This window comes from Massilia sp. BKSP1R2A-1 (assembly GCF_050586525.1).
Taxonomy (GTDB): domain Bacteria; phylum Pseudomonadota; class Gammaproteobacteria; order Burkholderiales; family Burkholderiaceae_D; genus Telluria.
In genome coordinates this window covers 61,466-87,639 of the sequence record NZ_JBOBRE010000010.1, presented here as the reverse complement: position 1 = coordinate 87,639, position 26,174 = coordinate 61,466, and the positions used below count along the sequence as shown (strand labels likewise).

Below are 26,174 nucleotides of genomic sequence, written 5' to 3'. Positions count from 1 at the left end.
CACTATTTTGGGAGAACACAATGAACAGGATTCGCATCGAGGCGCTCGACCGGGACGCCGCCGTCCGCGCGCGCGGTCGCATGGAAAGGCGGAGCAAGCGCCGCCTGGTGAAGCATCTGGTGCTGCGCAATGCCCGCTGGCGGCGCACCGTCGTCAAGGCCTTCGCTGCCGGGTTGGCGGCCGTGCTGGCCTTCGCGGCGCTGGCCTGAAGCGCCATGCAGACCGTCGTGGTCGGCTGGCAGGCGCGGCCCTGGCGGCCGGCCCCCCATAACCTGGGACGGGCGCTGGCGGCGCTGCGCGGCGGCGCGCAGGCCGTGCTGCTGGTGCGCGGGACTGGGCAGCGAGCTTACCGCCACGCCCTGTACCCGACCGATTTTTCCGGCGCTTCGCTGGACGGCCTGCGGCAGGCGCTGCGCGTGCTGCCGCGCATGCGCCTGACCCTGCTGCACCTGTGCCGCATGTGCGGCGAGGGCCGGCTCCAGGCGGCCGGCGTCTCGGTGGACACCCTCGACGCCTGCCGCCGCCGGGCGGAAGCGGCGGCGCGCGCGGCGGGCGTGCGCTTCGCCGCGAGGGCCGCATGCGAATCGCGGCTGGCGCTGCTGATGCTGCGCCAGCCATGGACGCTTGCCGTGGCCGGCTATGCGAACATGGTCCGCGCGGACGTGCTGGTGCTGCCGGCCGGGCCGGCAGGGCGCTGGCGCGGGGCCATGTGGCGGGCGGCGCTGCGCACCGTGCTGGCGCGTACCGATTGCGATGTGCTGCTGCTGGCCTGAGCGGTCGCATCGCCGGCGCCGCATGCCAAAATGTGCGGCATGCCGGCGCCGATCCGTACCATAATAGTCATCGCTTCCAACGATCCCGATCACCTACCGACCTCCATTCGATGACCACCACCCGCCAAGCCACATCCGCTTCCGCCGCCAACGGCGCCGCCTACGAAGTCCGGAAATCGCCTGTCCACGGCAACGGCGTGTTTGCGCTCAGGCCCATCGGGGCGGGCGAACGCATCATCGAGTACCGCGGCGAACGCATCACCTGGGACGAGGCGACCCGCCGCGCCGCCGAGGCAGGAGGCCCGATCAACCACACCTTCTACTTCACGCTGGCCGACGGCCGCGTGATCGACGGCGGCAGCCGCGGCAACGCGGCGCGCTGGATCAATCACGCCTGCTCGCCCAACTGCGAAGCCTTCGAGGACGAGGGCAGGGTCTACATCCACGCGATGCGCGACATCGAGCCGGGCGAGGAACTGAACTACAATTACGCCCTGATCTACGACGAGCGCCATACGCCGGCCCTCAAGAAGCTGTTCGCCTGCCGCTGCGGCACGCCCGGCTGCACCGGCACCATGCTCGCTCCGAAGAAGAAAACGAAGAAGAAAAACACCACCGCCTGAAGGAACAGCATGAAGCACGTCGTCCGCAGCCTCCTGGAAACCGATCTGTACAAGTTCACCATGTGGCAGGCGCTGCTGCACAGCCATCCGGGCGCGAACGGCGAATACGAATTCCGCTGCCGTAACGAGCCGGCCTATCCGCTGGCCGAACTCAAGGACGATGTCGAGCGCGAGCTCGACCACCTGTGCGAGCTGATGTTCTCCGAAGAAGAGGTGGCCTACCTGCGCGGCCTGCGCTTCATCAAGAGCGACTTCGCCGACTTCCTCACGCTGTTCCGCTTCCAGCGCAAGTTCATCCAGGTGTCCACCGATGGCCCCCACCTGCGCATCCACGCGGCCGGCCCGCTGGTGCACGTGATGGGCTTCGAGATCTTCGTGCTCTACATCGTCAACGAGCTCTACTTCCGCCGCTTCGACCAGGGGGCGGCCATCACCGAAGCGCGAATGCGCCTGCACCAGAAGATCGGGGAACTGCGCGCCTTCGAGGCCGAGCCGCAGCGCGCCACGCCCTTCGAATTCTTCGACTTCGGCGTGCGCCGGCGCTTCTCGGGCGAGTGGCACGACGAGGTGGTGGCGACGCTGGCGCGCGAGCTGCCGCAGTTCTTCAAGGGCACCTCGAACGTCTACCTGGCGAAGAAATACAATCTGGTGCCGATCGGGACCATGGCCCACGAATACCTGCAGGCCTACCAGGCCTTCGGCGTGCGGCTGGTCGACTTCCAGAAGGCGGCGCTGGAAGACTGGGTGCAGGAATACCGGGGCGACCTCGGCACCGCGCTCACCGACGTGGTCGGCATGAACGCCTTCCTGAATGACTTCGACCTGTATTTCGCCAAGCTCTTCGACGGCCTGCGCCACGATTCGGGCGACCCGGTGGAGTGGGGCGAGAAGGCGCTGGCCCACTATGCCCGCCTGCGCATCGACCCGCGCACCAAGCGCCTGGTGTTCTCGGACGCGCTCACGGTGCCGAAGGCGCTCATGCTATACCGGCACTTCGCCGACCGCACCATGCTGGGCTTCGGCATCGGCACCAAGCTGACCAACGACACGCCTTACCCGGCCCTCAACATCGTCATGAAGCTCACCCGCTGCAACGGCCAGCCGGTAGCCAAGCTGGCCGACACGGCGGGCAAGTCGATGTGCACCGACGAGACCTTCCTGGCCTACCTGCGCCAGGTGTTCAACCATCCCGGCGAAGACTGAAAGGCGCGCCGGCGGCAAGGACATCCGGAAAGCCGGGAGCACGGTGATACGTCCTTGGGAGAAGGCCGTCGAGCATAGCCAGGATCGCTTGCCCCGCCGAGCAGCGAAACGCTCAGCCCAAGGCCAGTCGCTGCGCGTCCACGCGCAGGCGCCGTCACGCTCTTGTCCCGCTGTCGCCTTCAGCCGCCATTGACTTGTGAAACAGATTTATGCAAATCGATTGTATTTGCTCAGATTCAATTGCTTTTTGTTACCAAAATTCGACGGAATTGCGTATATCAGAACATTTTTACTAATACAAGCATTTTCGATGAGGGATTTCGGCAAATCGGCTATACTATGTAAATAGATAGGATCGCAAATGCAGAGCAAGATCATCGAAGAGGACCCAATCCTGACCACCAGCGCCGCCGCAAGGATGCTGGGTGTCGCGACCAGCACCGTGCAGCTGTGGATGGAGAGTGGCGCCATCCCCTCGTGGAAAACGCCGGGCGGCCACCGCCGCACCCGCCAGAGCACGATCCAGGCGATGCTCGAGCGCGCCGGTCCGCTGTCGGGCGCCCTCTCGGGCGAGTCGACACCGCCCGTGCTGGACGATCCCGAATACCTCCTGAGCGGCAACGAAAGCTATCCGGCATCGGGCGACGAGGCGCGCCGCCTGGCCGCCCTGGCCGCAACCGGCCTGGTCGACAGTGCGCCGGAAGAGCGCTTCAACCGCATCGTGCGCCTGGCCGCCACCGTGACCGGATCGCCGATCGCCCTGGTGTCGCTGCTGACGGCGCGCCGCCAGTGGTTCAAGGCGCGCGTCGGCCTGGGACCCCAGGAAACCCCGCGCGAGTGGGCTTTCTGTTCGCATGCGATCCTGCAGGATGCGCCCTTCATGGTCGAAGACGCCGCCACCGACGAACGCTTCCGCGACAATCCCCTGGTGCTGGCCGAACCGCATATCCGTTTCTACGCCGGCGTGCCGCTGCGCGACCGCGCCGGCATGCCGATGGGTACCCTGTGCGTGATCGACCGCGAGCCGCGCCGCCTGCGCAGCGCGGAACTGCAGGCCCTGTGCGACCTGGCCGACATCGCATCCAGCGAGATCCAGGCCAAGAAAGACTGAGCACCTCCCGTGACAAAGCGCGCATCTTGCGCGCTTTGTTTTTGGATATGCTCGGGGCTGCTCTTTACCTTTATCACCTACCGGAGACCACCATGCGCCTGGCTGCCGCCCTCTTGTCGCTCACCGTATTCGCCATGCCCGCCTTCGCCCAGGAAGACGTCCAGGATGCGGCCAGGGACAGGGCCGCCGTCGCCAATGCGACGGATGCCGCCATCAAGGCGGCCGGCCAGTGGCTTGCCATTCTGGACGCGGGAAAATATGGGGAAAGCTGGAGCGAAGGCGCCGCCGCGCTGCGCTCTGTCGTGACCCAGGCCAAATGGGAAGAGGGACTGCGCGCCGTGCGCGCACCCGTCGGCGCGGCCGGCGCCCGCACCCTGACGCGCTCGCAGTACACGCGCGCGCTGCCGGGCGCTCCGGCCGGCGAGTACGTGATCCTCCAATACAGCACCGACTTCGCGGGCAAGCCCGGCGCCGTCGAGACGGTGGTGCCGATGCGCGAGGCGGACGGCAGCTGGCGCGTCTCGGGCTATTACATCAAGTAAGCTTCACAACCCTTCGCCGCGCAGGCGCCACAGCTGGGTCGGCAGGGCGGGCGGCGCGTCCGGCTTGAAGAAGGCCGAATCCTGGATGTGCGAGGTGGTGACGTAGATGGTCCCGTCGGGCCCCTGGGTGAAGGTGTCGGGCCAGCGCAGGCGCGCGTCCTGCACCAGGATGCGCGGCTTGCCACCGGGTCCTTCGTCGAGGTCGCGCACCTTGACCGCATCATCTTCCACGGCGCTGAGCAGCATCCTGTTCGTGCCCTGCGGGATCAACAGGCCGTCGGATACGCCGTTGATGCCGAACTCCTCGACCTCGCCGCCCACGTCTTCGCCTCCCATGCCCTTGCCGCACAGGACATCGGTAGCGATGCGGTACAAGGTGTCGCCCTTGATCGCCTGCCAGTAGAGCCAGCGGCCATCGTCGGACAGGGCGATGCCGTCGGCCGAGAACTCCACCCCGCGTCCGTCAGGGCGGCGTAGTTCCCTGCCGTCGGCCTTCACGTTCAGGCCCTTCTTCATCTGGGTCGAGGGATGGCCGTCGAGCAGGCGCGCGACCTTGCCGCTTTCCAGGTCGACCACCAGGATGGCGCCGACCACGCCGGAATCGGTGATGAAGGCGTGCTTGCCGTCGTTCGAGAAGCGCACGTCGTTCAGGTAGGAGCCCTGCGGCGCCGCTTCCTCGTCGAAGGCGATGCTGCGCTTGACCTTGTCGCTGGCCAGGTCGATCTGCACCAGCTTGGCGCCGTTCGATACCAGGTGGGCCTGGGCCGGCGCGGCCGGGTCCAGCACCCACAGGCTGCCGCGCCCATCGGCCACGATGCTCTGCACGCAGACCCACCCCTTTGCGGGGTCCAGCTCGTCCTTGCGGGCATTGCGCCAGGCGTTCCATTCCTCGTCCGGGTAGGGCCGCAGGCTGCCGTCGGCCTGCAGTTCGGCCACCGACACGGCCGTGTCCTCGGTCCAGCGCGGGAAGTTCACGAAGATGCGATTGTCGCTTGATACCGAGACGCCCGTGACCTGGTGCTCGAAGGCGGCCACCTGCTCGATGGTCCATTGCGATGCTTTGCTCATGCTGCTCCTCTCATGGCTTGGGGCGCGGCCCGGCCGGAGGCGCGGGCGCTGTTCTTCGCGGCGGGGCGCGCCGGTTTGGTGGACTTTCCGCTTGCCTTGCCGTTCGCCGCGGCCTGCTCCTGTTCGTGGCGCAGGCGCTGCTGCAGCATGGCGAGCACCGCGGCTTCCTCGGGCTGCAGGGCGTGCAGTTCCTGCTTCAATTCCTCTTCGGTGCGCTCGCGCAGCACTTCGAGCACGGCGCCGTCCAGGTAGGCGTCCAGCACCACCGGGTGCACGTAGCACTTGCGGCAGACCGAAGGCGTGTTGCCGAGCTTCTCGGCCACCGACTCGATCGCGCGCACGATGTTCTTCTTGGCCTGGGCCTCGGAATCGAACTTTTCGAATTCCTGCAGGGCCAGTGCGGCCAGCACGGTGCCGGACCAGGTGCGGAAATCCTTGGCCGTGTAGGGTTCGCCCGTGATCGTGCGCAGGTAGTCGTTGACGTCGCTCGAATCGATGCTGTGGGTCTCGCCAGCGTCGTCGATGTACTGGAACAGCTCCTGGCCGGGCAGGTCGCGCGAGCGCCGGATGATGCGGGCGAGGCGCCGGTCGTGCACCTTGACCTTGTGGTAGACGCCGCTTTTTCCCCGGAAGCTGAACTCGACCTCGCTGCCGTCGACCTTCGCATGGCGGTTGCGCAGGGTGGTGAGGCCGAAGGACTTGTTGGTGCGGGCGTATTCCTCGTTCCCGACCCGCATCATGGTCGCTTCCAGCAGGTAGACGATGGTGGCCAGCACTTTTTCGCGCGGCAGGCCGGGCAGGCCGAGGGCGCGGTCGACTTCGGCGCGGATCTGGGGCAGGGCCTGGCCGAAGTTGATCATGCGTTCGTACTTCACCTCGTCGCGCACCGCCCGCCATTTCGGATGGTAGCGGTACTGCTTGCGGCCCCTGGCATCGCGCCCGGTGGCCTGCAGGTGGCCGTTGGCCTGGGCGCAGATCCATACCTCCGTCCACGCCGGCGGTATCACCAGCGACTTGATGCGCGCCAGCGTCGTCTCGTCCTCGACCGGCTCGCCGCGCGCGTCGAAGTAGACGAAGCCGCCGTCTTTCTTTTCGCGGCGGATGCCGGGGCGGTCGTCGTGGACGTAGCGCAGCCCGGCGGCCCTGGCGGCGGCGGGCGGGTCGGAGAGCGGGGTGTCGGCGCTGGGCTGGTCTTCGCTGTGCATGGTGGCTTCCTCGTATCAGGTCGCCCGATGCTACGCCGAACGGGAGAGGCGCACCGTTCGCTTGCGCACCCGTGCGCTATGCGTGTTTCTGCGGCGAACGGTAGCGCGCCTCGACCAGGTCGATCTCCTGCACCAGCCGGCGCGCCGTTTCGTCTGACAGCTGTCCCTGGCGCGCCATCTGCTGCAACACCTTGCGCTCGGCCGCGAGCGCGGCCAGGCGGTAGAAGCGTTCGGCTTCCTCGGCGACCCGCACCCGCGCCGGGTGGCTGCCGTCTCCCGTCAGTCCGCCCAGCCGGTGCTGGTAGAGGCCGCGCACGTGCTCGGCGGCGCTGGCATGGATGTCGGCGTCCTTCTCGTCGTAGGGGAAGGGTTTGCCCGCGACGTCGATGGCGCCCAGTGCGGCCAGGGCAGCGGCCTGGCGCGCCCGGTCTTCCTCGACCTCCGATGCGGTTTCCGGCGGCAGCTCGAGGCCGCGCAGCACCCGCGGCAGCCCGACGCTGGCCACCACCAGCGACACCACGATCACGGCGCTGGCCAGGAACACGGCCAGGTCGCGGCCCGGGAAGGGCTCGCCGCCCGGCAGCACCAGCGGCAGCGTCAGGATGCCGGCCAGGGTGATGGCGCCGCGCACCCCGGCCAGCGAGGTGGCCAGGATCAGGCGTTTCCTCGGCATGATGCCGGGCCGCCCCGCGCGGCGCGCGGCGATGCGCGACAGTTGCAGCGACACCCACACCCACACGAGGCGCAGCAGGATCAGCCCGAAGCTGATCGCCAGTGCATTGCCCGCCAACCACCAGAAGTCGCGCGGCACCGGCAGGTCCGGTCCCTTGAGGGCGGCGCGCACGATGTCCGGCAGCTGTTCGCCCAGCAGCACGAACATCACGCCGTTGAGCGCGAACTGCACCGTGTCCCAGACCACGTTGCGGCGCACCCGCGTGGTGGCCAGGGCGCGGCCGCCCAGTTCCACATAGCTCATCGTGATGCCGGCGGCCACCGCCGCCAGGATGCCCGAGGCCCCGATGCGCTCGGCCGCCATGTAGGCGCCGAAAGGCAGCAGCAGGTTGAGCAGGATCGAGGCCCCGGGCTCCTCGCCGAGGCGCGAAGCCAGCAGGCGCTGGACGCCCGCCATGGCGGCGGTGACCAGCACGCCGGTGGCGATGCCGGCCAGCGCCACCCACAGGAAGGTGAGGGCCGCCGAGGACAGCGAGAAGGCGCCGGTGAGGGCGGCCGCGACGGCGAAGCGGAAGCACACCAGGCCGCTCGCGTCGTTGAGCAGGGATTCGCCTTCCAGGATGTGCATCAGGCGCGGCGGAATCGGCACGCGCGCCGCGATCGAGCCCACCGCCACCGGGTCGGTCGGGGCCAGGATCGCCGCCAGGGCGAAGGACACGGCCAGCGGCAGCTCGGGAATCAGCCAGTGGATCAGGAAGCCGGCGCCGGCCACGGTGAACAGCACCAGGCCGAGAGCCAGCTCGAGGATCACGCCCTTGTCGCGGAACAGGCCGACCTTGGGAATGCGCCAGCCGTCGAGGAACAGCAGCGGCGGCAGGAAGAGGACGAAGAAGGTATGCGGATCGAGGCGCACCGGATGCCAGCCGAAGCTGGCGATGGCCACGCCCAGCCCGATCTGCACCAGCGGCAGCGGCAGCGCGATGGGCAGCAGCCGCACCACATAGCCGCTCGCCACCACGGCCAGCAGCATCGCCAGCACTACCCCGACTTCACCCATCGTGCCCTCCTGTTACCGAAAGCCCGATGATAGGCGAAGGCAGGCTAGCGGGGCGCGCCCTGTGCCGGCGCGTCCGGCGCGGCGACGCGGGCCAGCAGTTCGCTCAGCTGCACGGTATTGACGGGCTTGACCATGTAGTGGTCGAAGCCTGCCGCGGCCGCCGCTTCGCGATCCTGCTGGCGCCCGTAGCCGGTGGCGGCGATCAGGGTGGCCTTGGCAGTCTCGGGCAGGCGGCGCAGGCGGCGCGCCAGCTCGTTGCCGTCCATGTCGGGCAGGCCGATGTCGAGCAGGCAGACCTGGGGCGCGAAGACTTCGGCGAGCTTCAGGGCGTCGATGCCGTTGTAGGCGATCTCGACGCGGTGTCCTGCGGCCGCCAGGTAGAGGTTGAGGGTGTGGGCGGCGTCGAGGTTGTCGTCCACCACCAGCACCCGCAGCGGGCGCGCGACCAGCGCCGCCTCGCGCACGGCGGCGTCCAGCGGCGACGCGACGGCCTGGGTGAAGCGCGGCAGGCGCACGGTGAAGGTGCTGCCCTGGCCGGGGCCCGGGCTGGCGGCGCTGACGCTGCCGCCGTGCAGCTCGACCAGGCTCCTGGCCAGCGCCAGGCCCAGGCCCAGCCCGCCCTGGGAACGGTCCGGCGTGCGCTCGGCCTGGGTGAACAGCTCGAACACGCGCTCGACCAGGGCCGGCTCCATGCCGATGCCGTCGTCACGGACTTCGAGCACGAATTCCCTGTCGGCTTCCGCGCGCAGCTGCAGGCGGATGTGGCCGCCTTCCGGCGTGTACTTGGTGGCGTTGCCCAGCAGGTTGGCGACCACCTGCACCAGGCGCTTGTGGTCGCCCTTGACGCTGGCCGCGCTGTCGGGAAGGTCGAGCACCACCTGGTGGCGGCGCGCCGTGATCAGGGGACGGATCTGCTCGGCGGCGTCGTCCACGACCTTGCGCAGGTCCAGTACCTGGGTCGACAGCGAGACCAGGCCGCGCGTGACGCGCGAGACGTCCAGCAGGTCGTCGACCAGGCTGGTCATGTGCTCGACCTGGCGCGCGATGATGGCGCAGGTCTGGGTGATCTGGGCGTTGTCCGAGTGCAGCAGCTTGAGCAGGTGGGCGCCCGTGCTGATCGGCGCCAGGGGATTCCTCAGCTCGTGGGCCAGCATGGCGAGGAACTCGTCCTTGCGCTGGTCGGCCGCGCGCAGCTCGCGCTCGGCCTGGCTGCGCGCCGCTTCCTTGGCCTGCAGGGTGGCCGCCATCTCGTCCAGGGCCGCGGCCAGTCGCCCGATCTCTTCGCGGCCATAGTCGATGCCGCTGCGCGCCTGCAGGTCCCCGGCGGCGATGCGGCGCGCCGTGTCCATGAGCTTCCTCACGCGCTGCACGATCAGGATGTCGCCTGCCAGCCAGGCCGCCAGCAGGGCCAGCAGGGTGGTGGCCGCGAGCCCGAGCAGGGACATCAGCTGCGCTTCGCGCGCGGCGGCCGTGATGGTTTCCAGGGGCACGCCGATGGTCACCGTGTATTCGGACAGCGAGGGCTCGCCGACCCGGGCAAAGGCATGCAGGCGCTCGACACCGTCTTCGCCGACCACGACCACCGATTGGTGCGAGGGCGCGCGCATGGCCGCCTCCAGGCTGGGGGCGATCTTGCGGCCGAACCAGCGCTCCGGGTCCGGCCGGCGCGAGATCACCGTGCCGCCGGAGTCGGCCGTCGCCAGGATCGAGCCGAGCGGCAGGTTGATCTCGTTCACATAGGTGTCGAGGCCGGCCAGGTCCATGGCCGAGAACACCACCGCGACGATGGCGCCGTTGCGGTCGGTGACGGGGTAGGTGAGATTGATCGTGTGCTTGCGGATCACGCGCCCGAACACATAGTCGCCCGCGATGAAGCGGCGCTCGGCGATCGCGCGGCGGAAGTGGCGCCGGTCGCCCAGGTTCACCGGGTGCAGCATCGGCACCGCGCTGCACGTGACTTCGCCGTCGAGGCGGATCAGGCCGAAGTTGACGTAGCCTTCATTGCGGTCCAGGACGTCCGCCAGCAGGGCGTTGCAGCGCGGGGCCGGGCCCATCAGGTCGGGCACGCTGACCAGGTCGACCAGGATCTGGCGCGCACGCTCGAGCGACTGGGCCTCGTTGGCCGCGGCAAGGGTGGTCAGGCGCTGCAGGTTTTCCTCGGAGGCGCGGATCGCGGCCTCGCGCTCGCGCATTCCGCCCAGCACCGTCATCACGGCGATCGGCGTGATGGCCAGGGCGACCAGCAGCATCAGCCGGCTGCGCAGGCTTTTCAGGCGTAGGCGCGGAATCATGGAGCTCATTCGGTTCTCGGTGAGTGGCGGATGCACCCGAAAGGTGCAGACGTTTCCCTATTGTACTAAACAAGGCGTACCCTGTATTGCTGCAAGCCGGTCAATTACTTGACACTTAAACTATCTGGCGCGTTAATATAGGAGGGGACACCTGAAGGAGCGTGAATGAACATCGTGTGCGTGGGCGGCGGGCCGGCCGGCCTGTATTTCGGATTGCTGGCCAAGAAGCGCCATCCCGACTATTCCGTCACCGTGGTCGAGCGCAACCGGCCCAGCGACACCTTCGGCTGGGGCGTGGTGTTTTCGGACCAGACCCTGGGCCATCTGGCGGGCGCCGACGAAGCGAGCGCGCGCGCCATCCTGCAGTCCTTCAACCACTGGGACGACATCGACGTGCACTTCAAGGGCCGCACCGTGACTTCCAGCGGCCACGGCTTTTGCGGCATCGGGCGCAAGCGCCTGCTCAACCTGCTGCAGGAGCGCTGCCTGGAATTGGGCGTGCGCCTGGAATTCGAGACCGAGGTGCGGGACGAAGCCGGGCTGGCGCGTACCTATGGCGCCGACCTCATCGTCGCCTGCGACGGCGTCAACAGCGCCATCCGCAGCCGCTACGCGGAAGTTTTCCAGCCCGAGGTCGAGCGCCGCCACTGCCGCTTCGTCTGGCTCGGCACCCGCAAGAAATTCGACGCTTTCACATTCGCCTTCGAAGAGACGGAGCACGGCTGGTTCCAGGCCCACGCCTACCAGTACGACGGCGAGACCTCGACCTTCATCGTCGAGACCCTGGAAGAGACCTGGCAGGCGGCGGGACTCGAAGCGATGGACCAGCGCGAGGCGCTGGCCTTTTGCGAGCGCCTGTTCGCGCGCCATCTCGACGGCCACGCGCTGATGGCGAATGCGGCCCACCTGCGCGGCTCCAGCATGTGGATCCGCTTCCCCCGCATCGCCTGCGGGCGCTGGGTGCACCGGGAAGAGATCGACGGGCGCCACGTGCCGGTGGTCCTGATGGGTGACGCGGCCCACACCGCCCACTTCTCGATCGGCTCCGGCACCAAGCTGGCGCTGGAAGACGCGATCGAACTGGCGAACTGCCTCGACGACCCCGCACAGCCGCTGGGAGAGGTCCTGGCAAGGTATGAAGCGGCGCGCCGCGTCGAGGTGCTCAAGCTGCAGAGCGCCGCGCGCAACTCGATGGAATGGTTCGAGAACGTGGCCCGGTACGGCGCCATGGAGACCGAGCAGTTCGCCTATTCGCTGCTCACGCGCAGCCAGCGCCTTTCGCACGAGAATCTGCGCCTGCGCGATCCGGACTACATCGCCGGCTTCGAGGACTGGTTCGCGCGCCGGGCCGCGGCGCAGGCGGGCGTGGCGGCGCCAGGCGGCCCGACGCCGCCGATGTTCACGCCGTTCAAGGTGCGGGAGGTGCTGCTCAAGAACCGCGTCGTCGTCTCGCCGATGGCCCAGTATTCGGCGGTGGACGGGCTTGTCGGCGACTTCCACCTGGCGCACCTGGGCGCCCGCGCGCTCGGCGGCGCGGCCCTGGTGATGGCCGAGATGACCTGCGTGTCGGCCGACGCGCGCATCACGCCGCAGTGCCCCGGCCTCTACAACGCCGAGCACACGGCGGCATGGAAGCGCATCGTCGACTTCGTCCACGCCAACAGCGACGCCAAGATCGGCGTGCAGCTTGGCCACGCCGGCGCCAAGGGCTCGACCCGGCCGATGTGGGACGGCATCGACCAGCCGCTCGAAAGCGGCAACTGGCCGCTGGTGTCGGCGTCGCCACAGCAGTACCTGGCCGGCGTCTCGCAGTGGTCCCGCGCGGCCACGCGCGAGGACCTGGAGCGGATCAAGGCCGACTTCGTGCGCGCCACCGAGGCGGCCGCCGGCGCCGGCTTCGACTGGCTCGAGCTGCACTGCGCCCACGGCTACCTGCTGTCGAGCTTCATCTCGCCGCTCACCAACCGCCGCGATGACGAATACGGCGGCAGCCTGGAGAACCGTTGCCGCTATCCGCTCGAGGTGTTCGCCGCGATCCGCGCCACCTGGCCGGCCGGACTGCCGATCAGCGTGCGCGTCTCGGCCCACGACTGGGTCGAAGGCGGCATCCTGCCGGACGACGCGGTGGAGATCGCGCGCCTGTTCAAGGCGGCGGGCGCGGACATGATCGATTGCTCCTCGGGCCAGGTCAGCAAGGACGAACAGCCGGTCTACGGCCGCATGTTCCAGACCCCGTTCTCCGACCGCATCCGCAACGAGGCCGGCATCCCGACCATCGCAGTCGGCTCGATCTACGAGGCCGACCACGTCAACAGCATCGTCGCCGCCGGCCGCGCCGACCTGTGCGCGGTCGCGCGCCCGCACCTGGCCAATCCGGCCTGGACCCTGCTGGAAGCAGCCCGCATCGGCTACGGCGGCGCGAGCTGGCCGCGCCAGTACCGCGCGGGAAAAAGCCAGCTGGAGCGCAACCTGGAGCGCGAGCGCCAGCAGCAGGCGGCCACTGCCGGCCTCTCGCCCCAGGAGCTGGCCGCGCGCCTGCTCGAGGGCTGACCCATTCATCACAGGAGCACACCCATGCATTACCTACCGGGGGAATCGCACCGGCTGCCGGGCAACCGCGCCGTCCTGGGCACCTATCAGGCCACCCATTTCCAGTACCAGGTCGAAAACCGGGTGGCGACCGTCACCTTGAACCGCCCCGAGCGCAAGAATCCGCTCACCTTCGAGTCCTACGCCGAGCTGCGCGAGCTGTTCCGCGCGCTGGCCTACGCCGACGACGTCAAGGCCGTCGTCATCACGGGCGCCGGCGAGAACTTCTGCTCGGGCGGCGACGTGCACGAGATCATCGGGCCGCTGACGAAACTCGACATGCCGGGCCTGCTGGCCTTTACCCGCATGACGGGCGAGCTGGTGAAGGCCATGCGCGCCTGCCCGCAGCCCATCGTGGCGGCGGTGGACGGCGTGTGCGCCGGCGCCGGCGCGATCCTGGCCCTGTCCTCGGACATCCGCTACGGCACCGCGCGCAGCAAGACGGCTTTTCTCTTCACCCGCGTCGGCCTGGCCGGCTGCGACATGGGCGCCTGCGCGCTGCTGCCGCGCGTGATCGGCCAGGGAAGGGCGGCGGAACTGCTCTACACCGGCCGCGCCATGAAAGGCGAGGAAGCCGAGCGCTGGGGCTTCTTCAACCGCCTCTGCGAGCCGCAAGACCTCCTGGCGCAAGCCCAGGCGTTTGCCGCCACCCTGGCGGGCGGCCCCACCTTCGCCCACGGCATGACCAAGAAGATGCTGCAGCAGGAATGGAATATGGGCGTGGACGAAGCCATCGAGGCCGAGGCCCAGGCCCAGGCGATCTGCATGGCGACCAATGACTTCCACCGCGCCTACCATGCCTTCGTGGCCAAGGACCAGCCGCGCTTCGAGGGAGATTGAGATGGCGGACCGTGACTACCTCGACTGGCCCTTCTTCGAACCCCACCATCGCGCGCTGGCCCTGGCGCTGGATGCCTGGGCCGGCGAGCATCTCCGGCACGCGCACGCCGGCGACGTCGATGCGGCCTGCCGCGAGCTGGTGGCCCTGCTCGGACGCGGCGGCTGGCTGCGCCACGCCATCGGCGGGCCCGGCCAGGCCATCGACACGCGCGCCATCTGCCTGATCCGCGAGACCCTGGCGCGCCACGCGGGCCTGGCCGATTTCGCCTTCGCCATGCAGGGCCTGGGCAGCGGCGCGATCTCGCTGTTCGGCAGCGCCGCGCAGCAGGAACGCTACCTGGCACGCGTCGCCGCCGGCGAGGCAATCGCCGCATTCGCCCTGTCGGAGCCGCAGGCCGGTTCCGACGTGGCCGCGATGCAGTGCGCCGCGCGCCGCGACGGTGACGACTACGTGCTGGACGGCGAAAAGACCTGGATCTCGAACGGCGGCATCGCCGACTTCTACGTCGTCTTCGCCCGCACCGGCGATGGCGGCGGGGAGGGCGGACGCGGCGCGCGCGGCATCTCTGCCTTCATCGTCGATGCCGACACGCCCGGCCTCTCGATCGCCGAGCGCATCGACGTAATCGCCCCGCACCCGCTGGCGCGGCTGCGCTTCGCGGGCTGCCGGGTGCCGGCGGCGCAGCGGATCGGCGACGAGGGGCAGGGCTTCAAGGTGGCGATGGCGACGCTGGACGTGTTCCGCACCTCGGTTGCGGCTGCCAGCCTCGGCTTCGCGCGCCGGGCCCTGGACGAGGGCTTGAAGCGCGCGCGTGAACGGGCGATGTTCGGCAAGACCCTGGCCGACTTCCAGCTCACCCAGGCCAAGCTGGCGCAGATGGCGACCGCTATCGACGCCGCGGCGCTGCTCACCTACCGCGCGGCCTGGATGCAGGATGTTAAAACCAAGCAAGGCAAGCGCGTGACGAAGGAGGCCGCCATGGCCAAGCTGACCGCCACCGAGACCGCCCAGCAGGTCATCGATGCGGCCGTCCAGCTCTTCGGTGGCCAGGGCGTCGTCAGCGGAGAAACGGTCGAGACCCTGTACCGGGAGATCCGCGCCCTGCGCATCTACGAGGGAGCAAGCGAGGTGCAGCTCCTGATCATCGCACGCGAAGTGCTTGCCCAGGAGGGAGGCCGATGAACATCCTGCAACCACCGGGATGGCCGCGCCCGAAAGGCTACTCGAACGGCATCGCCGTGAGCGGCCGCCAGGTCTATGTCAGCGGCATGATCGGCTGGGATGCCGAAGGCTGCTTCCAGACCGATGACTTCGTCGGCCAGGCGCGCCAGGCGCTGCAAAACATCGTGGCCGTGTTGCGCGAAGCCGGCGCCGGGCCGGAGCACATCGTGCGCATGACCTGGTACGTGCTCGACCGCAGCGAATACCTGGAGGCGGGCGCCGCCCTCGGCGCGGCCTACCGCGACGTCATCGGGCGCCACTATCCGACCATGAGCGCGGTGCAGGTGGCGGGACTGATGGAGGAGCGGGCGCGGGTCGAGATCGAAGTAACGGCTGTCGTGCCGGACTAGTCCCGGGTTTCAGGCCGTTGCCCGTTGCAGCAGCGGCTCATCGGCGGGCAGGTCGCGGCCGTGCAGCGCCACCCGGTTGCGGCCCTGCTGCTTGGCGCAGTACAGCGCCTTGTCGGCGCGGCCCAGGATGTCTTCCCATTTCCCGTCTTCCGCCCTGCGCTGGGCCACGCCGACGCTGATGCTCATCCGCACCGTCGCTTCCCCGCATTGCAGCGGCGAGCCGGCGACCAGCTCGCGCAGCCTTTCGGCGATGCCGCAGACATCGTCCAGGGTGCTGCGATTCACCATGACGGCGAACTCCTCGCCGCCGATCCGGAACAGGGCGTCGTTGCCGCGCAGCGCGCCGCTCGCGAGCGCGGTGACGTGGCACAGCGCCGCGTCGCCGACGGCGTGGCCGTGGCGGTCGTTGATCGACTTGAAGTGGTCGATGTCGAAGGTAATGAAGAACAGCTCCGCGCCGTTGTTGCGGCAGCGGCGGAACTCGGCGGCGGCCAGGTCGTGCAGGGCGCGCCGGTTCAGCCAGCCGGTGAGGGAGTCGGTCAGCGAGGCGCGGCGCAGCAGCTGGGCCTGCTGGTGGGTCACGATCAGGGCGCAGCCCATGGTCGCCACCGACAGGAAGACCAGCACGAACAGGGTGCCCGAGGTCTGCAGGAATTGACTGCCCATGAAGGTCAGTGCGTGGCCCTCCTTGAGAATCAGGTAGGCCGTGCGCAAGCTCAGCTGGAAGGCGAAGAACAGCTCGAGGATGGCGAGCGGAAGGTAGGGCGCCCATTCGCCGCGGCGAACGTGGTTCCAGAGCGTGACGGCGACGCCGACGTTGATGGCGGCAATGATCGGGGTGAACAAGAGCAGGCGGTGCGTCACCGAGGACTGCAGGAAGGGGAGGGCGTGCAGCAGCGGGATCAGCGCGGCGCAGGCGGCGAACGGCTTCCAGCCCGCAGGCAGGCCGAGGTGGCGCCGCAGGCCGGCCAGGATGCCGAAGTGGCCGGCAAGGTAGAGCGCATTGCCGAAGCCGGGGATCAGGAAGTGGCTGACCTGGAAGGTGATCGCGAGGGCGCCGATGACGTTGTTACCGGCGAAGAAGACGCCCGCCATCATCCAGTCGCGCAGGCAGGGCTGGCGCGAGCCGGCACGGTAGATCAGGCCCATGCTCCCGGCCATGATGGCGGCTGCCAGGCTTGACGCCACCACGAGCGTGAACGGATCCAATTTTTCTTCTGCGAGCGCTGCAATCGATCGATGCAGGATTATAGTTTTTCGCTCACAAGGGAATATTCACCGATTGTCTCAATTCAGCAGGAAATATGGCGCCTGCCGCGTGCCGGCGACGGATGGCCGGTGAGACTCGGCTGCGATCCGTGATCCCCGTGATCTTCCCATGGACGCCGGCGCTGGCAATGCTCGGCCGGGAGTATCCCGCGCTCGAGATCGCGATCGTCTCGGCCCCGCAGCCGGACGCCCTGCGCCTGCTGCATGAGGGCGGCGCTAGGCTTTTGCGCGCAGCAGCTGTGCGATCTCGTCCAGCTTCGCCTCGATCGAGCGCAGCACGCGCAGCTGGGCGTCGTTCCCGTCAGGCGCGGGTGCATGGCGCAAGGCTTCGCGCGCCTGCAGGATCTGCGCACGGAAAGCCTGGGCGTCGATGATGCCGGTCAGCTGCATGTCCGAGGCCTGGCCGGCGCTGTGTCCGGCGGTTTCGAATTTCACGGTGCTCAGGTTGAAGCGCCGCAGGATCGGGCCTTCCACGAAAGTCACGTCCTGGATATTCTCCAGAGGAATTGTCTTCTCGGTTGTAACCAGGATGCCTTTCCGGAAGCGGATGCTGCGCTCGCCCAGCTGGCACTCGAGCCGGTCGAAATAATGCTGGGCCCACCAGCGCCCGACGCCCAGGAACCAGACGATGGCAAGAGGGATCCCGATAACGGTGCACACCATCGTGAAGCCGATCTTGACGACCAGGAAGGGCTTGATCAGCGGATTGAACTGGGCGCGGACGCTCGCTTGGTCAGGGGTCATGGGATTGGGAAAGGATGAGCTCATCCCGAGTGTATGCGCTCCCGTCGGCGCCGGCAATCCTTCCGGCGAGCGCCCGAGCCGGGCGCCGGCGCGATGCCGATTCTGTTACGGTGGACTGCGACAGGCATCGATGGAGGCGGTATGAAACAGCAGCTCGTACGGGTGATCGACAATGTGCAGGACGCCGAGCGCGCGCGCCAGGCCCTGCTGGACGCCGGCTTCGACCGGGACGGCATCGAGATCAGCCACACCGGCGACGAAGCCGGCCCGTCGGAGGCCAATTTCACGGTGGGCGATTCGCCGGCGGTGAAGGGCGGCGCCGACTACAAGGATGTGTACACGCCGGGGCTGGAAATCGGCAAGTGCGTCGTCACCGTCACGGCCGAGGAGGGGCGGCTGGAAACAGCCGCCTCCATCCTCGCGTACCACGGCGCACAGGACAACGATCCCGCGCACCGGCATTGAGCCGCGTAGAGTGGACTGTTTTACGCCGTCCGTACGTTCAATCTGCAGGTAATTGGCCAATGCGCCTCATGTCACCGTGTATTTGAACGCGCGGACGGCGAAGCCGTCCACCCTACAAATTAACTCCAGCTCAGGTCCGTCTTGCTGAGCGGGAGCTCGCGCACGCGCTTGCCGGTCGCTGCGAAGATCGCATTGCACACGGCCGGCGCCAGCGGCGGCAGGGCGGGTTCGCCCAGGCCGGTCACCGGGTAGTCGGACTTGACGAAGTGCATCTCGATCCTGGCAGGCGCATCCGGCATGCGCAGCAGCGGGTAGTCGTGGAAGTTGCTCTGCACGATGCGGCCCTTCTCGATGTCGAGGGCCGGGTACATCATCGTCGACAGGCCATCGATCACCGACCCTTCGACCTGGTTCTCTGCGCCCGACAGGTTCACGATCTGCGAGCCGATGTCGGTCGCGACCACCACCCGGTCCACCTTCAGCTTGCCGTTCTTCGACACCGTCACTTCCGCCACCTGCGCCACATAGCCGCGGTGGCTGAAGTGGAAGGCGATGCCCTGGCCCTGGCCACGCGGGAATTTTTTCTTCCCCCAGCCGGCCCCGTCGGCCGCAACCTGGAGCACCTTCTTCATGCGCGCCACGCTGTATGGCTGGCCGCGCTCGCCCGTGCCCGGCACGATGTCGCGCTCGCCCAGCAGCTCCATGCGGAATTCCAGGGGATCGCGCCCGCCCGCATGGGCCAGCTCGTCGATGAAGCTGTGGAAGACCCAGGCGAACACGCAACTGCCCGGCGCGCGCCAGGGACCCATCGGCACCCGGCATTCCAGGGCGGTCTGCTCCAGCTGGCAATTGGCCAGCCAGCGGCCCGGGAACTCGTCGCCCGACAGGTTGCCGCCGCTGCCCGGCTGCAGGATGCTCTTGCCTTCGCGCTCCACGCGGTTGGCGAAGGTGACGAAGTGGTTGTGCCAGGCCACGGCGCGGCCGTTCGCATCGACGCCGCCGCGCAGGAAGTGGAAGCCCCCCGGACGGAAGTGGTCGTGCTGGAGGTCGTCCTCGCGGGTCCAGGTCAGCTTGACCGGCGCCGCGACCTTCTGCGCGATGGCGGTCGCCTCGACGATGAAGTCCGAGCTCAGGCGCCGGCCGAAACCGCCGCCGCTGCGGATGATGTGCAGCTCGATCTTCTCTTTCGGGATGCCGAAGGTCGACGTCACCAGGGCCTGGCCGGCGCCCGGGTTCTGGGTCGGCGCCCACAGTTCCAGCGTGCCTTCCGCCGGCTTGAACCAGGCGGTGCAGTTCTGCGGTTCCATGCTCGCGTGCGAGATGAAGGGGTAGCTGTAGGCGGCTTCGACCACCTTGGCCGCCCTGGCCAGGCTGCCGGCGACGTCGCCGTCCTTGCGCACGCTGGCGGCGCCGGGCTTGCTTGCGGCGGCCTTGGCCTGGGCGGCGAAGTCGGCCCAGCTATGGCCGGCGCCTTCACCTTCGTCCCATTCGACCTCGAGTGCGCGCCTGGCGCGGATCGCGTTCCAGGTCGAGGTGGCGACGATCGCCACGCCCGGACGCAGGCCGTTCAGGTTGGGCGTGCCCTCGATGATGAAGGCGTCCTTCACGCCCAGCATGGCCTTCACGGCCTCCAGGTTGGCCTTGAGTGGCTTGCCGCCGAAGACCGGGCATTTCGCATACACGGCGTAGAGCATGCCGGCCAGGCGAACGTCGATGCCGAACAGCGGCTGGCCGCTGACGATGGCGGCGTTGTCGACGCCGCCCACGCGGGTGCCCAGCAGGGTGTAGCTGGCCGGGTCCTTCAGGACCACCTGGGATGCCTCCGGCACCGGCAGTTTCGCTGCGCGCTCCACCAGGGCGCCATAGGCCAGCCTGCGCTTCGTCCTGCCGTGCACGACGGCGCCCTGTTCGGCCGCGCATTCAGCGACCGGCACGCCCCAGGTCTCGGCGGCGGCCTGCACCAGCATCATGCGCGCCGCCGCGCCGAGGCGGTGGAAGTTCTCGTAGTTGGTCGGGGTCGAAGTCGAGCCGCCCGCGCCCTGGGAGCCATATCTGGCCGTATCGAGGTCGCCCTGCACGACGCGCACGTTCTGCCACGGCAGCTCGAGCTGTTCGGCGATCACCATGGGCAGCGAGGTCTTGATGCCCTGGCCGATTTCGGGCTGCTTCGAGATCAGGGTGACGCGGCCGTCGCGGCCGATGCGGATGAAGGCATTCGGGACGAATTCCGGGCCGGGCGCGCCGCTTGCGCGGGCCGCCGCGGCCAGGGCGCCTTCGGCCGACATGCCGAGCATGAAGGCGGCGCCGACGCTGCTGGCCCGCAGGAAGCCGCGGCGCGATGCGGAAATGGGGAGGGTGCTCTTCATTTCTTGCCCTTTCCATTAGCGGCGATCTCGGCCGCGCGGTGGATGCCCGCGCGGATGCGGGTGTAGGTGGCGCAGCGGCACAGATTGCCCGCCATCGCCTCGTCGATCTGGGCGTCGCTCGGCTTCGGGTGCTGCTTGAGGAGGTGGCAGGCCGTCATGATCTGGCCGGCCTGGCAGTAGCCGCACTGGGGCACGTCGAGTTCCTGCCAGGCCTGCTGCAGCGGATGCCGGGCCCTGGTGTCCAGGCCCTCGATGGTCGTGATCTTCTGCTTGCCGAGGCTGGACACCGGCAGCACGCAGGAACGCGTCGGCACGCCGTCGACGTGCACGGTGCAGGCGCCGCACTGGCCGAGCCCGCAGCCGTACTTGGTGCCGACCAGGCCGAGCGTGTCGCGCAGCGCCCAGAGCAAAGGCGTATCCGGTTCGACTTCGACCGCTTGGGTCTTGCCGTTGACGTTCAGGGTGTATTTACTCATGGGCGGTCCTTGTCCGTCTGCGGGAAACCTGAAATCCTAATCGAAAAATCCGGGAATCGACAGTGCCAGCTTGCAATATCCCACGAGTAAGTGTTACCTACAATTGCAACGCGGAATGAAACTCGTCAGGATGGGGGAGTATGTAATACTTTGTCATTCTATTGAGCATTTCCGTCAAATTTCATGGTGATATCAAGGTCACTCCTGAGGTCCGCCAATCTGAAGCTGCGCCTGGCGTGCATCGCTGCGGCCCTGGTGTTCGCCGCGACCTTGCTGGTGACGCTGTCGACCCTCTCGGTCGCCGAGCGCGGCATGAAGTCGGTGATCGGCGACCAGGAATACACGATGCTGGCGGGGGCCGCTTCCTTCATGGACGACCGCATCGGCGCGCGCATGGCCCAGATCGAGGCCTTGGGCGCCGGGATTCCTCCCGCGCTGCGCACCGACTGGAAGAACTTGCCGGCCTTCCTCGGCGGCCAGGTGCGCCTCTGGGGCGCCGACGAGTACCTGAACCTGGTGGTGTTCGACCGCCATGGCGACATGCAGCTGTCGCTGCGCGAACTGCCCGGAACCGCGTCCCTGAATGCGCGCGGCACCGACTACTTCGACAAGGTGATGGAAGGGCAGCGCAGCGTGGTCTCGCGGCCCATCCGCAGCCGCCTGACCGGCAATCACATCGTCGTGTTCAGCACACCGGTCAGGGACGAGACGGGCGCCATCGTCGCGGTGCTGACCGGCAGCGTGGACCTGCGCCGCTCGGGCTTCCTGCGCCAGATCGGCGCGCTCAAGCCGGGCAAGACCGGCTACCTCTTCATCATGACCGCCGAGGGCGTCGTGATCGGCCACCCTGACCAGTCGCGCCTGTTCGAGCACATCAGCAGCTTCCCGGGCAACAACTACGGAACCGACAGGGCGCTGGCCGGCTTCGAGGGCTGGCTGGAAGCGCGTAGCAAGGACGGGACCGAGTCGATCTACGCCTACAAGCGCCTGCGCACCACCGGCTGGATCCTGGCGGCGCGCTATCCGCAGGCGGAAGCCTTCGCGCCGATGATCACGATGCGCCGCAACGCCTTCTTCAGCGCGGGAGGCCTGGCGCTGGCGGCCGGGCTGCTGGCCTGGGTGCTGGTGTTCCGCCTGCTCGCACCGCTGCAGGAACTGCGCGACAACGTGGCCGCGATCCGCCACGACGGCGCCGAGATCGAGGTGCTGCGCGACGGCCGCCGGGATGAGATCGGGGAGCTGGGCCGGGCCTTCCACGCCCTCATGGCCGAACGCGAGCGCGCCGAGAGCGGCCGCGCGGCCAGCGAGAAGCGCCTGCGCCTCATCACGGACAACCTGCCGGTGCTGATCTCCTATATGGACCGCGACCATTGCTTCCGCTTCGGCAACGCCACCTACGAAAAGTGGTTCGGCGTCACGCCGGAGCAGCTCGAGGGCATGCCGGTGTCCAGCCTGCTGGGCGGAGGCATCGCCGCCGAGGTCTTCCCGCACCTGGAACAGGCTTTCGCGGGACATAGCGTGACCCATGAGATCCGCATCCCGGTGCGCGGCGATCCGCGCATCCTGCAGGCGACCTACATCCCCGATTTCCAGCCGGACGGCAGTGTGGCCGGCGTGTACTCGCTGGTGCACGACATGACGCACGTGAAGGAGGTCGAGGAACAGCTGCTGCAGCTGGCGCGCATCGACACCCTGACCGGCATCGCCAACCGCCGCATGTTCGGCGAGAGCCTGCACCACGCCCTCGACCGCGCACGCCGGAGCGGACGGCCGCTTGCCCTGGCCTACCTCGACATCGACCGTTTCAAGCGCATCAACGACACCCACGGCCACGGCGTGGGCGACGAGGTGCTGAAGGAGTTTGCGCGCCGCCTGACGGTGGGCGTGCGCGTCACCGACACCCCGGCGCGGCTGTCGGGGGACGAGTTCGTCGTCATCCTCGAGGAGATCGGCGGACGCGTGGAGGCGGAGCGGATCGCCGCCAAGATCGTCGACGCGATGCGCACGCCCTTCCGCACCAGCGCCGGGCTGGTGCAGGCGTCGACCAGCGTGGGCGTGGCGCTGTCGGTGCCGCAGCAGAGCCAGGAGCAGCTGCTGGCGGCGGCGGACAGCGCACTGTATGCGGCGAAGGGGAAGGGGCGGAACGGCTACGCTTTCTTCGAAGTCTGAGGCTGGGTCCCGTAGGATGCCGACGCGGTCAAAACACCTATCCCGGCCCGCGCCGTGGCTCGCAACGGCGAGTTGGACGCGTGGGCGGAGGACCGCCCACCCTACGAAAGCAGGTCACAAACCCTGGGGGGAGGTCTCCGGCGGCTCGCCGGAATGCCAGCCACTGGTGGCATCCAGCGGCGTCACCGCACTGGTGCGGTCGATGTGGACGATCCCGTCGAACTGGCGCGCCAGCTGGGCCATGAAGTAGTGGCTCTGGCGCTCGGTGCGCGGCAGGTAGAGCACGCCGATCGCGCGCTCCAGGCGTTCTTCCATGAGCACGTCGCGCGCCGGCCCGGGATCGCGCAGCGGCAGGAAGAAGCGGGCATCGCCGACCAGCGCGAGCAAGGGATCGTCGTCGGCGTCACCCCCGCCGAGCGGATGGGCGGCGGCGCGGATGGCGCCGGTTTCGTAGGCGGTGACGGCGACCTTGGCGCATGGGCTGTCAGTGCAGGGTGCGGCTGCCCGGTTCGGTGCCCGACGGCAGGTAGGGCGCCGGTTCGCCCGCCTGCCTGGTCTTCGGCAGCGCGAGGCTGCCGACCGAGTAGCGCTGCGTGCCGCTACGCATCAGGAGGGCAAGGCCTGCCAGGCCGACCAGCAGGCCGGCGGGATTGCGCCGCATCACGCCGAGCAATCCCAGCAGGCTGCCGCCGAGCAGGGCGGAATCGGGACCGCGGCTCGCGCCGAAGACGGCGCCGAGACGGTCGCCCAGGTGCTGCAGCATGCCCGCCAGGCCGCCCCCATGGGCGTAGTGTTCGTCGTGGTCGTAGCGGTTGCGGCTGGCGTAGGAGTGCTCCGCCTGGTAGCGTTCCCGCTCGGCTTGCGCTTCCCGGCGGGCGCGCTCGCGGGCATGGTCGGCCTCGGCCGTGATGCGGTCTTCGGCCTCGTGCGCAGCGTGACGGGCGCGTTCGAGCAGCGGCGCGGCCTGGGCCTGCAGCTTGCCGGCTCCGCGCGAGATGGCGTCGGCTGCGCTGCCGGTCAGTGCGCCGAGGCTTTCTCCCGCGCTGTGCAGGGCGTGATCGACCGCACTACCGGTGCGCGCGGCGCCGCTTTTCAGCGCGGATGCGGCGCGCGAGCGCCGCGCCGGGCCGCGCTCGGGGTCGAGCAGATACATCAGGAGCGCGCCCGCCGCGGCTGCGCCCAGCCACTTGCCCACACTGCCCACATCGGTTGCCGTCTCGGTTGGAATTGGTTTCATGTCCGCTCCTTTCTGTTGTTCTCGTCCTGCGCGCCGGGCTTGGCCCATGCCTGCGCCAGCAAATCCTGCACTTCCTCGTCGCCGGTCTGTCCGAAAGTCCGGTAGAACTGGCCGACCGCCTGGAAGCGCGGCGGGGCCAGTGGACAGACCACCTCGTCCGCCTCGTTCCCGAGCAGGCCGACGGTATCGGGCGCCCCGACCGGGGCCGCCACCACCAGCCGGGCCGGGGCCTGGCGGCGCAGCACCTGCAGCGCCGCCATCATGGTCGCGCCGGTGGCGATGCCGTCATCGACCACGATCACGCAGCGTCCGGCGATGCGCGGCGCGGCGCGACCGCCCCGGTAGCGGCGGTCGCGCCGTTCGAGCTCGACCAGCTCGCGCCGGGTGACTTCCTCGACCTGTTCCTGCGTCACGCCCATCAGCCCGGGCACGCCCGGCTGCAGCACGCGCACGCCGCCGCTGCCGATCGCCCCCATGGCGTACTCTTCCTGGTTCGGCAGGCCCAGCTTGCGCACCAGCAGGACGTCGAGCTCGGCCCCGAGCGCCTGCGCGACTTCGAAGGCGACCGGCACGCCGCCGCGCGGCAGTCCGAGCACCAGCAGGTCTTCCTGCCCGCCGGGCCCGAGCCGGCGGCGCAGCTCGCGCGCCAGCTCGCGGCCGGCGTGGATGCGGTCCTTGTAGCCCTGGGTGTCCGGCATGGTGCGACGCGGTTGACGCAGGCGGTGATCAAGCATGGCGGGGCGGCGCGGACCGGGTCCGGCGCGTGCCGAAAGCCATGTATCCAGCATACACAGGGATCTGCGCCGACGGCGTACGTTTGCCGTATGGCATTGGTGCTGCAGGCGAGTGGGGAGAGGACCGGTGGGGCCACCGGTCCCGATGGACTAGCTGTGAAGTTGCAAGAGGTTGTTTCGATCGGTTGAGAGCCTGGACATCGGTGCCTTGCCGCCGATACCCTGGTGTGGACGATGCCAGTTGTAGTGATGAATCCATTCACGCAGCGTGTCTGCACGCTCGTCGGAGCTCTTGTAGATAAAGCCGTAGGCCCATTCACGTAGCGCAGATTGGATGAAGCGTTCAGCTTTACCGTTGGTCTGGGGCCGGTAGGGTTTGGTAAAGCGATGCTTCAGTTCCAGCCCTGCGCAAACGCGGCTGAAACTCTTTGCACGGAAGGCCGAGCCGTTATCGGTTAGCAGCCGCTTGGGTTTCGCGCCCAGCGAGCAGTAATACGCGTGAGCGTTTGCCAGGAAGCGGCAGGCGCTTTCCTGCGACTCATCGGGGTGCAGCTCGGTGTACGCGATTCGCGCGTGGTCATCGACGGCGACAAACAAGACTTCCCAGCCAGCACCGCGGCTGCGGTCACGACGGTCACCAGTAGCCCGGTGGCCGGTCTTCTCGATCCGGCCCAGTTTCTTCGTGTCGATGTGTATGAGGTCGCCCGGATTCTCGTGTTCGTAGCGCTTGACTGGTTCGGCCGGTTCCAGATCCGATAGCCGGGCCAAGCCCGCACGGCCGAGTACCCGGCTCACTGTGGCTTTTGACAGGGACAAATACTCGGCAATGCGTGCCCGCGTCATCCTCTTCTTGCGCAGCTCCACGATGGTCAACGCTTTTGACTCATCGATAGCACGCGGGCTGCAATCCGGTCGTGACGAGCGGTCATACAAGCCCGACTTGCCCTCGGCCAGAAATCGACCCACCCATTTGCGTACAGTGACCGCACTGACGTCGTACAGCTGAGCGGCTTGGCTGTCTGGCAAACGAGATTTAAGGACGTCTTCGACCATTTCGACTCGACGGATGAAGGTCAATCGGGCATTCTTATGGATGTTCATTCGGTTGGTTTCCTTGAGAACTGGGGGTTTGGCGATTTCCAGTTTCCCAAATCCAATCCGAATGAAC

24 protein-coding genes are annotated in these 26,174 nt (G+C 68.3%); 12 read left to right on the top strand and 12 right to left on the bottom strand.

The window, feature by feature from the left end:
• Nucleotides 1-20 precede the first annotated feature (20 nt).
• The 6 genes from ACQ7JA_RS16325 to ACQ7JA_RS16300 all read left to right on the top strand — a co-directional run bounded on the left by ACQ7JA_RS16325 (nucleotide 21) and on the right by ACQ7JA_RS16300 (nucleotide 4,252).
• A complete protein-coding gene (locus tag ACQ7JA_RS16325) occupies nucleotides 21-209 on the top strand; it encodes a hypothetical protein (RefSeq protein ID WP_430899570.1) in 189 nt (62 codons plus the stop codon).
• A 6-nt stretch (nucleotides 210-215) separates the two neighbouring features.
• Entirely contained in the window at nucleotides 216-773 is a 558-nt protein-coding gene (locus ACQ7JA_RS16320; protein WP_430899568.1) for a universal stress protein, read from the top strand.
• A 110-nt stretch (nucleotides 774-883) separates the two neighbouring features.
• The gene (locus tag ACQ7JA_RS16315) at nucleotides 884-1,396 is read left to right on the top strand and encodes an SET domain-containing protein (protein WP_430899566.1); all 513 of its coding nucleotides are present in this window, start codon (nucleotides 884-886) and stop codon (nucleotides 1,394-1,396) included.
• Nucleotides 1,397-1,405: 9 nt separating this feature from the next.
• The gene (gene pncB / locus ACQ7JA_RS16310) at nucleotides 1,406-2,599 is read left to right on the top strand and encodes a nicotinate phosphoribosyltransferase (RefSeq protein WP_430899564.1); all 1,194 of its coding nucleotides are present in this window, start codon (nucleotides 1,406-1,408) and stop codon (nucleotides 2,597-2,599) included.
• A gap of 361 nt (nucleotides 2,600-2,960) precedes the next feature.
• Complete coding sequence (locus ACQ7JA_RS16305; protein WP_430899562.1) at nucleotides 2,961-3,710, top strand: GAF domain-containing protein; 750 nt, start codon at nucleotides 2,961-2,963, stop codon at nucleotides 3,708-3,710.
• A gap of 92 nt (nucleotides 3,711-3,802) precedes the next feature.
• Complete coding sequence (locus ACQ7JA_RS16300; RefSeq protein ID WP_430899560.1) at nucleotides 3,803-4,252, top strand: DUF4019 domain-containing protein; 450 nt, start codon at nucleotides 3,803-3,805, stop codon at nucleotides 4,250-4,252.
• Nucleotides 4,253-4,255: 3 nt separating this feature from the next.
• On the opposite strand, the gene ACQ7JA_RS16295 is transcribed toward ACQ7JA_RS16300, so the two are convergent.
• The 4 genes from ACQ7JA_RS16295 to ACQ7JA_RS16280 form a co-directional block, all read right to left on the bottom strand.
• On the bottom strand, nucleotides 4,256-5,320 hold the full coding sequence (locus ACQ7JA_RS16295) for an L-dopachrome tautomerase-related protein (RefSeq protein ID WP_430899558.1): 1,065 nt from the start codon (nucleotides 5,318-5,320) through the stop codon (nucleotides 4,256-4,258).
• A complete protein-coding gene (locus ACQ7JA_RS16290; protein ID WP_430899556.1) occupies nucleotides 5,317-6,525 on the bottom strand; it encodes a DNA topoisomerase IB in 1,209 nt (402 codons plus the stop codon). Before ACQ7JA_RS16290 ends, ACQ7JA_RS16295 begins: the two co-directional genes overlap by 4 nt.
• Before the next feature lie 76 nt (nucleotides 6,526-6,601).
• Nucleotides 6,602-8,254 (bottom strand): Na+/H+ antiporter, encoded by a 1,653-nt coding sequence (locus tag ACQ7JA_RS16285; protein WP_430899554.1) that lies wholly within the window; start codon nucleotides 8,252-8,254, stop codon nucleotides 6,602-6,604.
• Between the two features lie 44 nt (nucleotides 8,255-8,298).
• Nucleotides 8,299-10,554 carry an ATP-binding protein gene (locus ACQ7JA_RS16280; RefSeq protein WP_430899552.1) on the bottom strand — a complete coding sequence of 752 codons (2,256 nt, stop codon included), beginning with the start codon at nucleotides 10,552-10,554 and terminating at the stop codon, nucleotides 8,299-8,301.
• A 156-nt stretch (nucleotides 10,555-10,710) separates the two neighbouring features.
• On the opposite strand from ACQ7JA_RS16280, the gene ACQ7JA_RS16275 reads away from it, so the two are divergent.
• From ACQ7JA_RS16275 to ACQ7JA_RS16260, 4 genes are read left to right on the top strand one after another with little or no spacing between them, the layout of a single operon-like run.
• Nucleotides 10,711-13,095, top strand: a complete 2,385-nt coding sequence (locus tag ACQ7JA_RS16275) for a bifunctional salicylyl-CoA 5-hydroxylase/oxidoreductase (protein ID WP_430899550.1) — start codon at nucleotides 10,711-10,713, stop codon at nucleotides 13,093-13,095.
• 24 nt (nucleotides 13,096-13,119) lie between these two features.
• Entirely contained in the window at nucleotides 13,120-13,974 is an 855-nt protein-coding gene (locus tag ACQ7JA_RS16270; protein ID WP_430899548.1) for an enoyl-CoA hydratase family protein, read from the top strand.
• Between the two features lies 1 nt (nucleotide 13,975).
• A complete protein-coding gene (locus ACQ7JA_RS16265; RefSeq protein ID WP_430899546.1) occupies nucleotides 13,976-15,157 on the top strand; it encodes an acyl-CoA dehydrogenase family protein in 1,182 nt (393 codons plus the stop codon).
• Nucleotides 15,154-15,546: a RidA family protein gene (locus ACQ7JA_RS16260; RefSeq protein WP_430899544.1), complete on the top strand. Its 393-nt coding sequence runs from the start codon at nucleotides 15,154-15,156 to the stop codon at nucleotides 15,544-15,546. Before ACQ7JA_RS16265 ends, ACQ7JA_RS16260 begins: the two co-directional genes overlap by 4 nt.
• A 9-nt stretch (nucleotides 15,547-15,555) precedes the next feature.
• Here ACQ7JA_RS16260 and ACQ7JA_RS16255 read toward each other — a convergent pair whose 3' ends face one another.
• Both ACQ7JA_RS16255 and ACQ7JA_RS16250 read right to left on the bottom strand, forming a co-directional pair.
• The gene (locus ACQ7JA_RS16255; RefSeq protein ID WP_430899542.1) at nucleotides 15,556-16,755 is read right to left on the bottom strand and encodes a GGDEF domain-containing protein; all 1,200 of its coding nucleotides are present in this window, start codon (nucleotides 16,753-16,755) and stop codon (nucleotides 15,556-15,558) included.
• Nucleotides 16,756-17,031: 276 nt separating this feature from the next.
• Nucleotides 17,032-17,559: a PH domain-containing protein gene (locus tag ACQ7JA_RS16250; protein WP_430899540.1), complete on the bottom strand. Its 528-nt coding sequence runs from the start codon at nucleotides 17,557-17,559 to the stop codon at nucleotides 17,032-17,034.
• A 141-nt stretch (nucleotides 17,560-17,700) separates the two neighbouring features.
• On the opposite strand from ACQ7JA_RS16250, the gene ACQ7JA_RS16245 reads away from it, so the two are divergent.
• Nucleotides 17,701-18,024, top strand: coding sequence for a hypothetical protein (locus ACQ7JA_RS16245; RefSeq protein ID WP_430899538.1), 324 nt, complete (start codon nucleotides 17,701-17,703; stop codon nucleotides 18,022-18,024).
• Between the two features lie 119 nt (nucleotides 18,025-18,143).
• Here the strand turns inward: ACQ7JA_RS16245 and ACQ7JA_RS16240 are convergent, their stop codons facing one another.
• Both ACQ7JA_RS16240 and ACQ7JA_RS16235 read right to left on the bottom strand, forming a co-directional pair.
• Complete coding sequence (locus tag ACQ7JA_RS16240) at nucleotides 18,144-20,390, bottom strand: molybdopterin cofactor-binding domain-containing protein (protein ID WP_430899536.1); 2,247 nt, start codon at nucleotides 20,388-20,390, stop codon at nucleotides 18,144-18,146.
• Nucleotides 20,387-20,866: a (2Fe-2S)-binding protein gene (locus ACQ7JA_RS16235; RefSeq protein WP_430899534.1), complete on the bottom strand. Its 480-nt coding sequence runs from the start codon at nucleotides 20,864-20,866 to the stop codon at nucleotides 20,387-20,389. The genes ACQ7JA_RS16240 and ACQ7JA_RS16235 overlap by 4 nt, the downstream gene beginning before the upstream one ends.
• A gap of 183 nt (nucleotides 20,867-21,049) precedes the next feature.
• On the opposite strand from ACQ7JA_RS16235, the gene ACQ7JA_RS16230 reads away from it, so the two are divergent.
• Entirely contained in the window at nucleotides 21,050-23,035 is a 1,986-nt protein-coding gene (locus tag ACQ7JA_RS16230; RefSeq protein ID WP_430899532.1) for a diguanylate cyclase domain-containing protein, read from the top strand.
• 114 nt (nucleotides 23,036-23,149) lie between these two features.
• Here the strand turns inward: ACQ7JA_RS16230 and ACQ7JA_RS16225 are convergent, their stop codons facing one another.
• The 4 genes from ACQ7JA_RS16225 to ACQ7JA_RS16210 all read right to left on the bottom strand — a co-directional run bounded on the left by ACQ7JA_RS16225 (nucleotide 23,150) and on the right by ACQ7JA_RS16210 (nucleotide 26,107).
• Complete coding sequence (locus tag ACQ7JA_RS16225) at nucleotides 23,150-23,422, bottom strand: erythromycin esterase family protein (RefSeq protein WP_430899530.1); 273 nt, start codon at nucleotides 23,420-23,422, stop codon at nucleotides 23,150-23,152.
• 97 nt (nucleotides 23,423-23,519) lie between these two features.
• A complete protein-coding gene (locus ACQ7JA_RS16220; RefSeq protein ID WP_430899528.1) occupies nucleotides 23,520-24,272 on the bottom strand; it encodes a hypothetical protein in 753 nt (250 codons plus the stop codon).
• A complete protein-coding gene (locus ACQ7JA_RS16215; protein ID WP_430899526.1) occupies nucleotides 24,269-25,006 on the bottom strand; it encodes a phosphoribosyltransferase in 738 nt (245 codons plus the stop codon). The genes ACQ7JA_RS16220 and ACQ7JA_RS16215 overlap by 4 nt, the downstream gene beginning before the upstream one ends.
• A gap of 150 nt (nucleotides 25,007-25,156) precedes the next feature.
• Nucleotides 25,157-26,107, bottom strand: coding sequence for an IS481 family transposase (locus tag ACQ7JA_RS16210; RefSeq protein ID WP_430899524.1), 951 nt, complete (start codon nucleotides 26,105-26,107; stop codon nucleotides 25,157-25,159).
• Between the last annotated feature and the right edge of the window lie 67 nt (nucleotides 26,108-26,174).

Coding starts and splice junctions, on each gene's coding strand:
- ACQ7JA_RS16325 (WP_430899570.1), top strand. CDS start 21: ATGAACAGGATTCGCATCGAGGCGCTCGACCGGGACGCCGCCGTCCGC.
- ACQ7JA_RS16320 (WP_430899568.1), top strand. CDS start 216: ATGCAGACCGTCGTGGTCGGCTGGCAGGCGCGGCCCTGGCGGCCGGCC.
- ACQ7JA_RS16315 (WP_430899566.1), top strand. CDS start 884: ATGACCACCACCCGCCAAGCCACATCCGCTTCCGCCGCCAACGGCGCC.
- pncB (WP_430899564.1), top strand. CDS start 1,406: ATGAAGCACGTCGTCCGCAGCCTCCTGGAAACCGATCTGTACAAGTTC.
- ACQ7JA_RS16305 (WP_430899562.1), top strand. CDS start 2,961: ATGCAGAGCAAGATCATCGAAGAGGACCCAATCCTGACCACCAGCGCC.
- ACQ7JA_RS16300 (WP_430899560.1), top strand. CDS start 3,803: ATGCGCCTGGCTGCCGCCCTCTTGTCGCTCACCGTATTCGCCATGCCC.
- ACQ7JA_RS16295 (WP_430899558.1), bottom strand. CDS start 5,320: ATGAGCAAAGCATCGCAATGGACCATCGAGCAGGTGGCCGCCTTCGAG.
- ACQ7JA_RS16290 (WP_430899556.1), bottom strand. CDS start 6,525: ATGCACAGCGAAGACCAGCCCAGCGCCGACACCCCGCTCTCCGACCCG.
- ACQ7JA_RS16285 (WP_430899554.1), bottom strand. CDS start 8,254: ATGGGTGAAGTCGGGGTAGTGCTGGCGATGCTGCTGGCCGTGGTGGCG.
- ACQ7JA_RS16280 (WP_430899552.1), bottom strand. CDS start 10,554: ATGAGCTCCATGATTCCGCGCCTACGCCTGAAAAGCCTGCGCAGCCGG.
- ACQ7JA_RS16275 (WP_430899550.1), top strand. CDS start 10,711: ATGAACATCGTGTGCGTGGGCGGCGGGCCGGCCGGCCTGTATTTCGGA.
- ACQ7JA_RS16270 (WP_430899548.1), top strand. CDS start 13,120: ATGCATTACCTACCGGGGGAATCGCACCGGCTGCCGGGCAACCGCGCC.
- ACQ7JA_RS16265 (WP_430899546.1), top strand. CDS start 13,976: ATGGCGGACCGTGACTACCTCGACTGGCCCTTCTTCGAACCCCACCAT.
- ACQ7JA_RS16260 (WP_430899544.1), top strand. CDS start 15,154: ATGAACATCCTGCAACCACCGGGATGGCCGCGCCCGAAAGGCTACTCG.
- ACQ7JA_RS16250 (WP_430899540.1), bottom strand. CDS start 17,559: ATGACCCCTGACCAAGCGAGCGTCCGCGCCCAGTTCAATCCGCTGATC.
- ACQ7JA_RS16245 (WP_430899538.1), top strand. CDS start 17,701: ATGAAACAGCAGCTCGTACGGGTGATCGACAATGTGCAGGACGCCGAG.
- ACQ7JA_RS16240 (WP_430899536.1), bottom strand. CDS start 20,390: ATGAAGAGCACCCTCCCCATTTCCGCATCGCGCCGCGGCTTCCTGCGG.
- ACQ7JA_RS16235 (WP_430899534.1), bottom strand. CDS start 20,866: ATGAGTAAATACACCCTGAACGTCAACGGCAAGACCCAAGCGGTCGAA.
- ACQ7JA_RS16230 (WP_430899532.1), top strand. CDS start 21,050: ATGGTGATATCAAGGTCACTCCTGAGGTCCGCCAATCTGAAGCTGCGC.
- ACQ7JA_RS16220 (WP_430899528.1), bottom strand. CDS start 24,272: ATGAAACCAATTCCAACCGAGACGGCAACCGATGTGGGCAGTGTGGGC.
- ACQ7JA_RS16215 (WP_430899526.1), bottom strand. CDS start 25,006: ATGCTTGATCACCGCCTGCGTCAACCGCGTCGCACCATGCCGGACACC.
- ACQ7JA_RS16210 (WP_430899524.1), bottom strand. CDS start 26,107: ATGAACATCCATAAGAATGCCCGATTGACCTTCATCCGTCGAGTCGAA.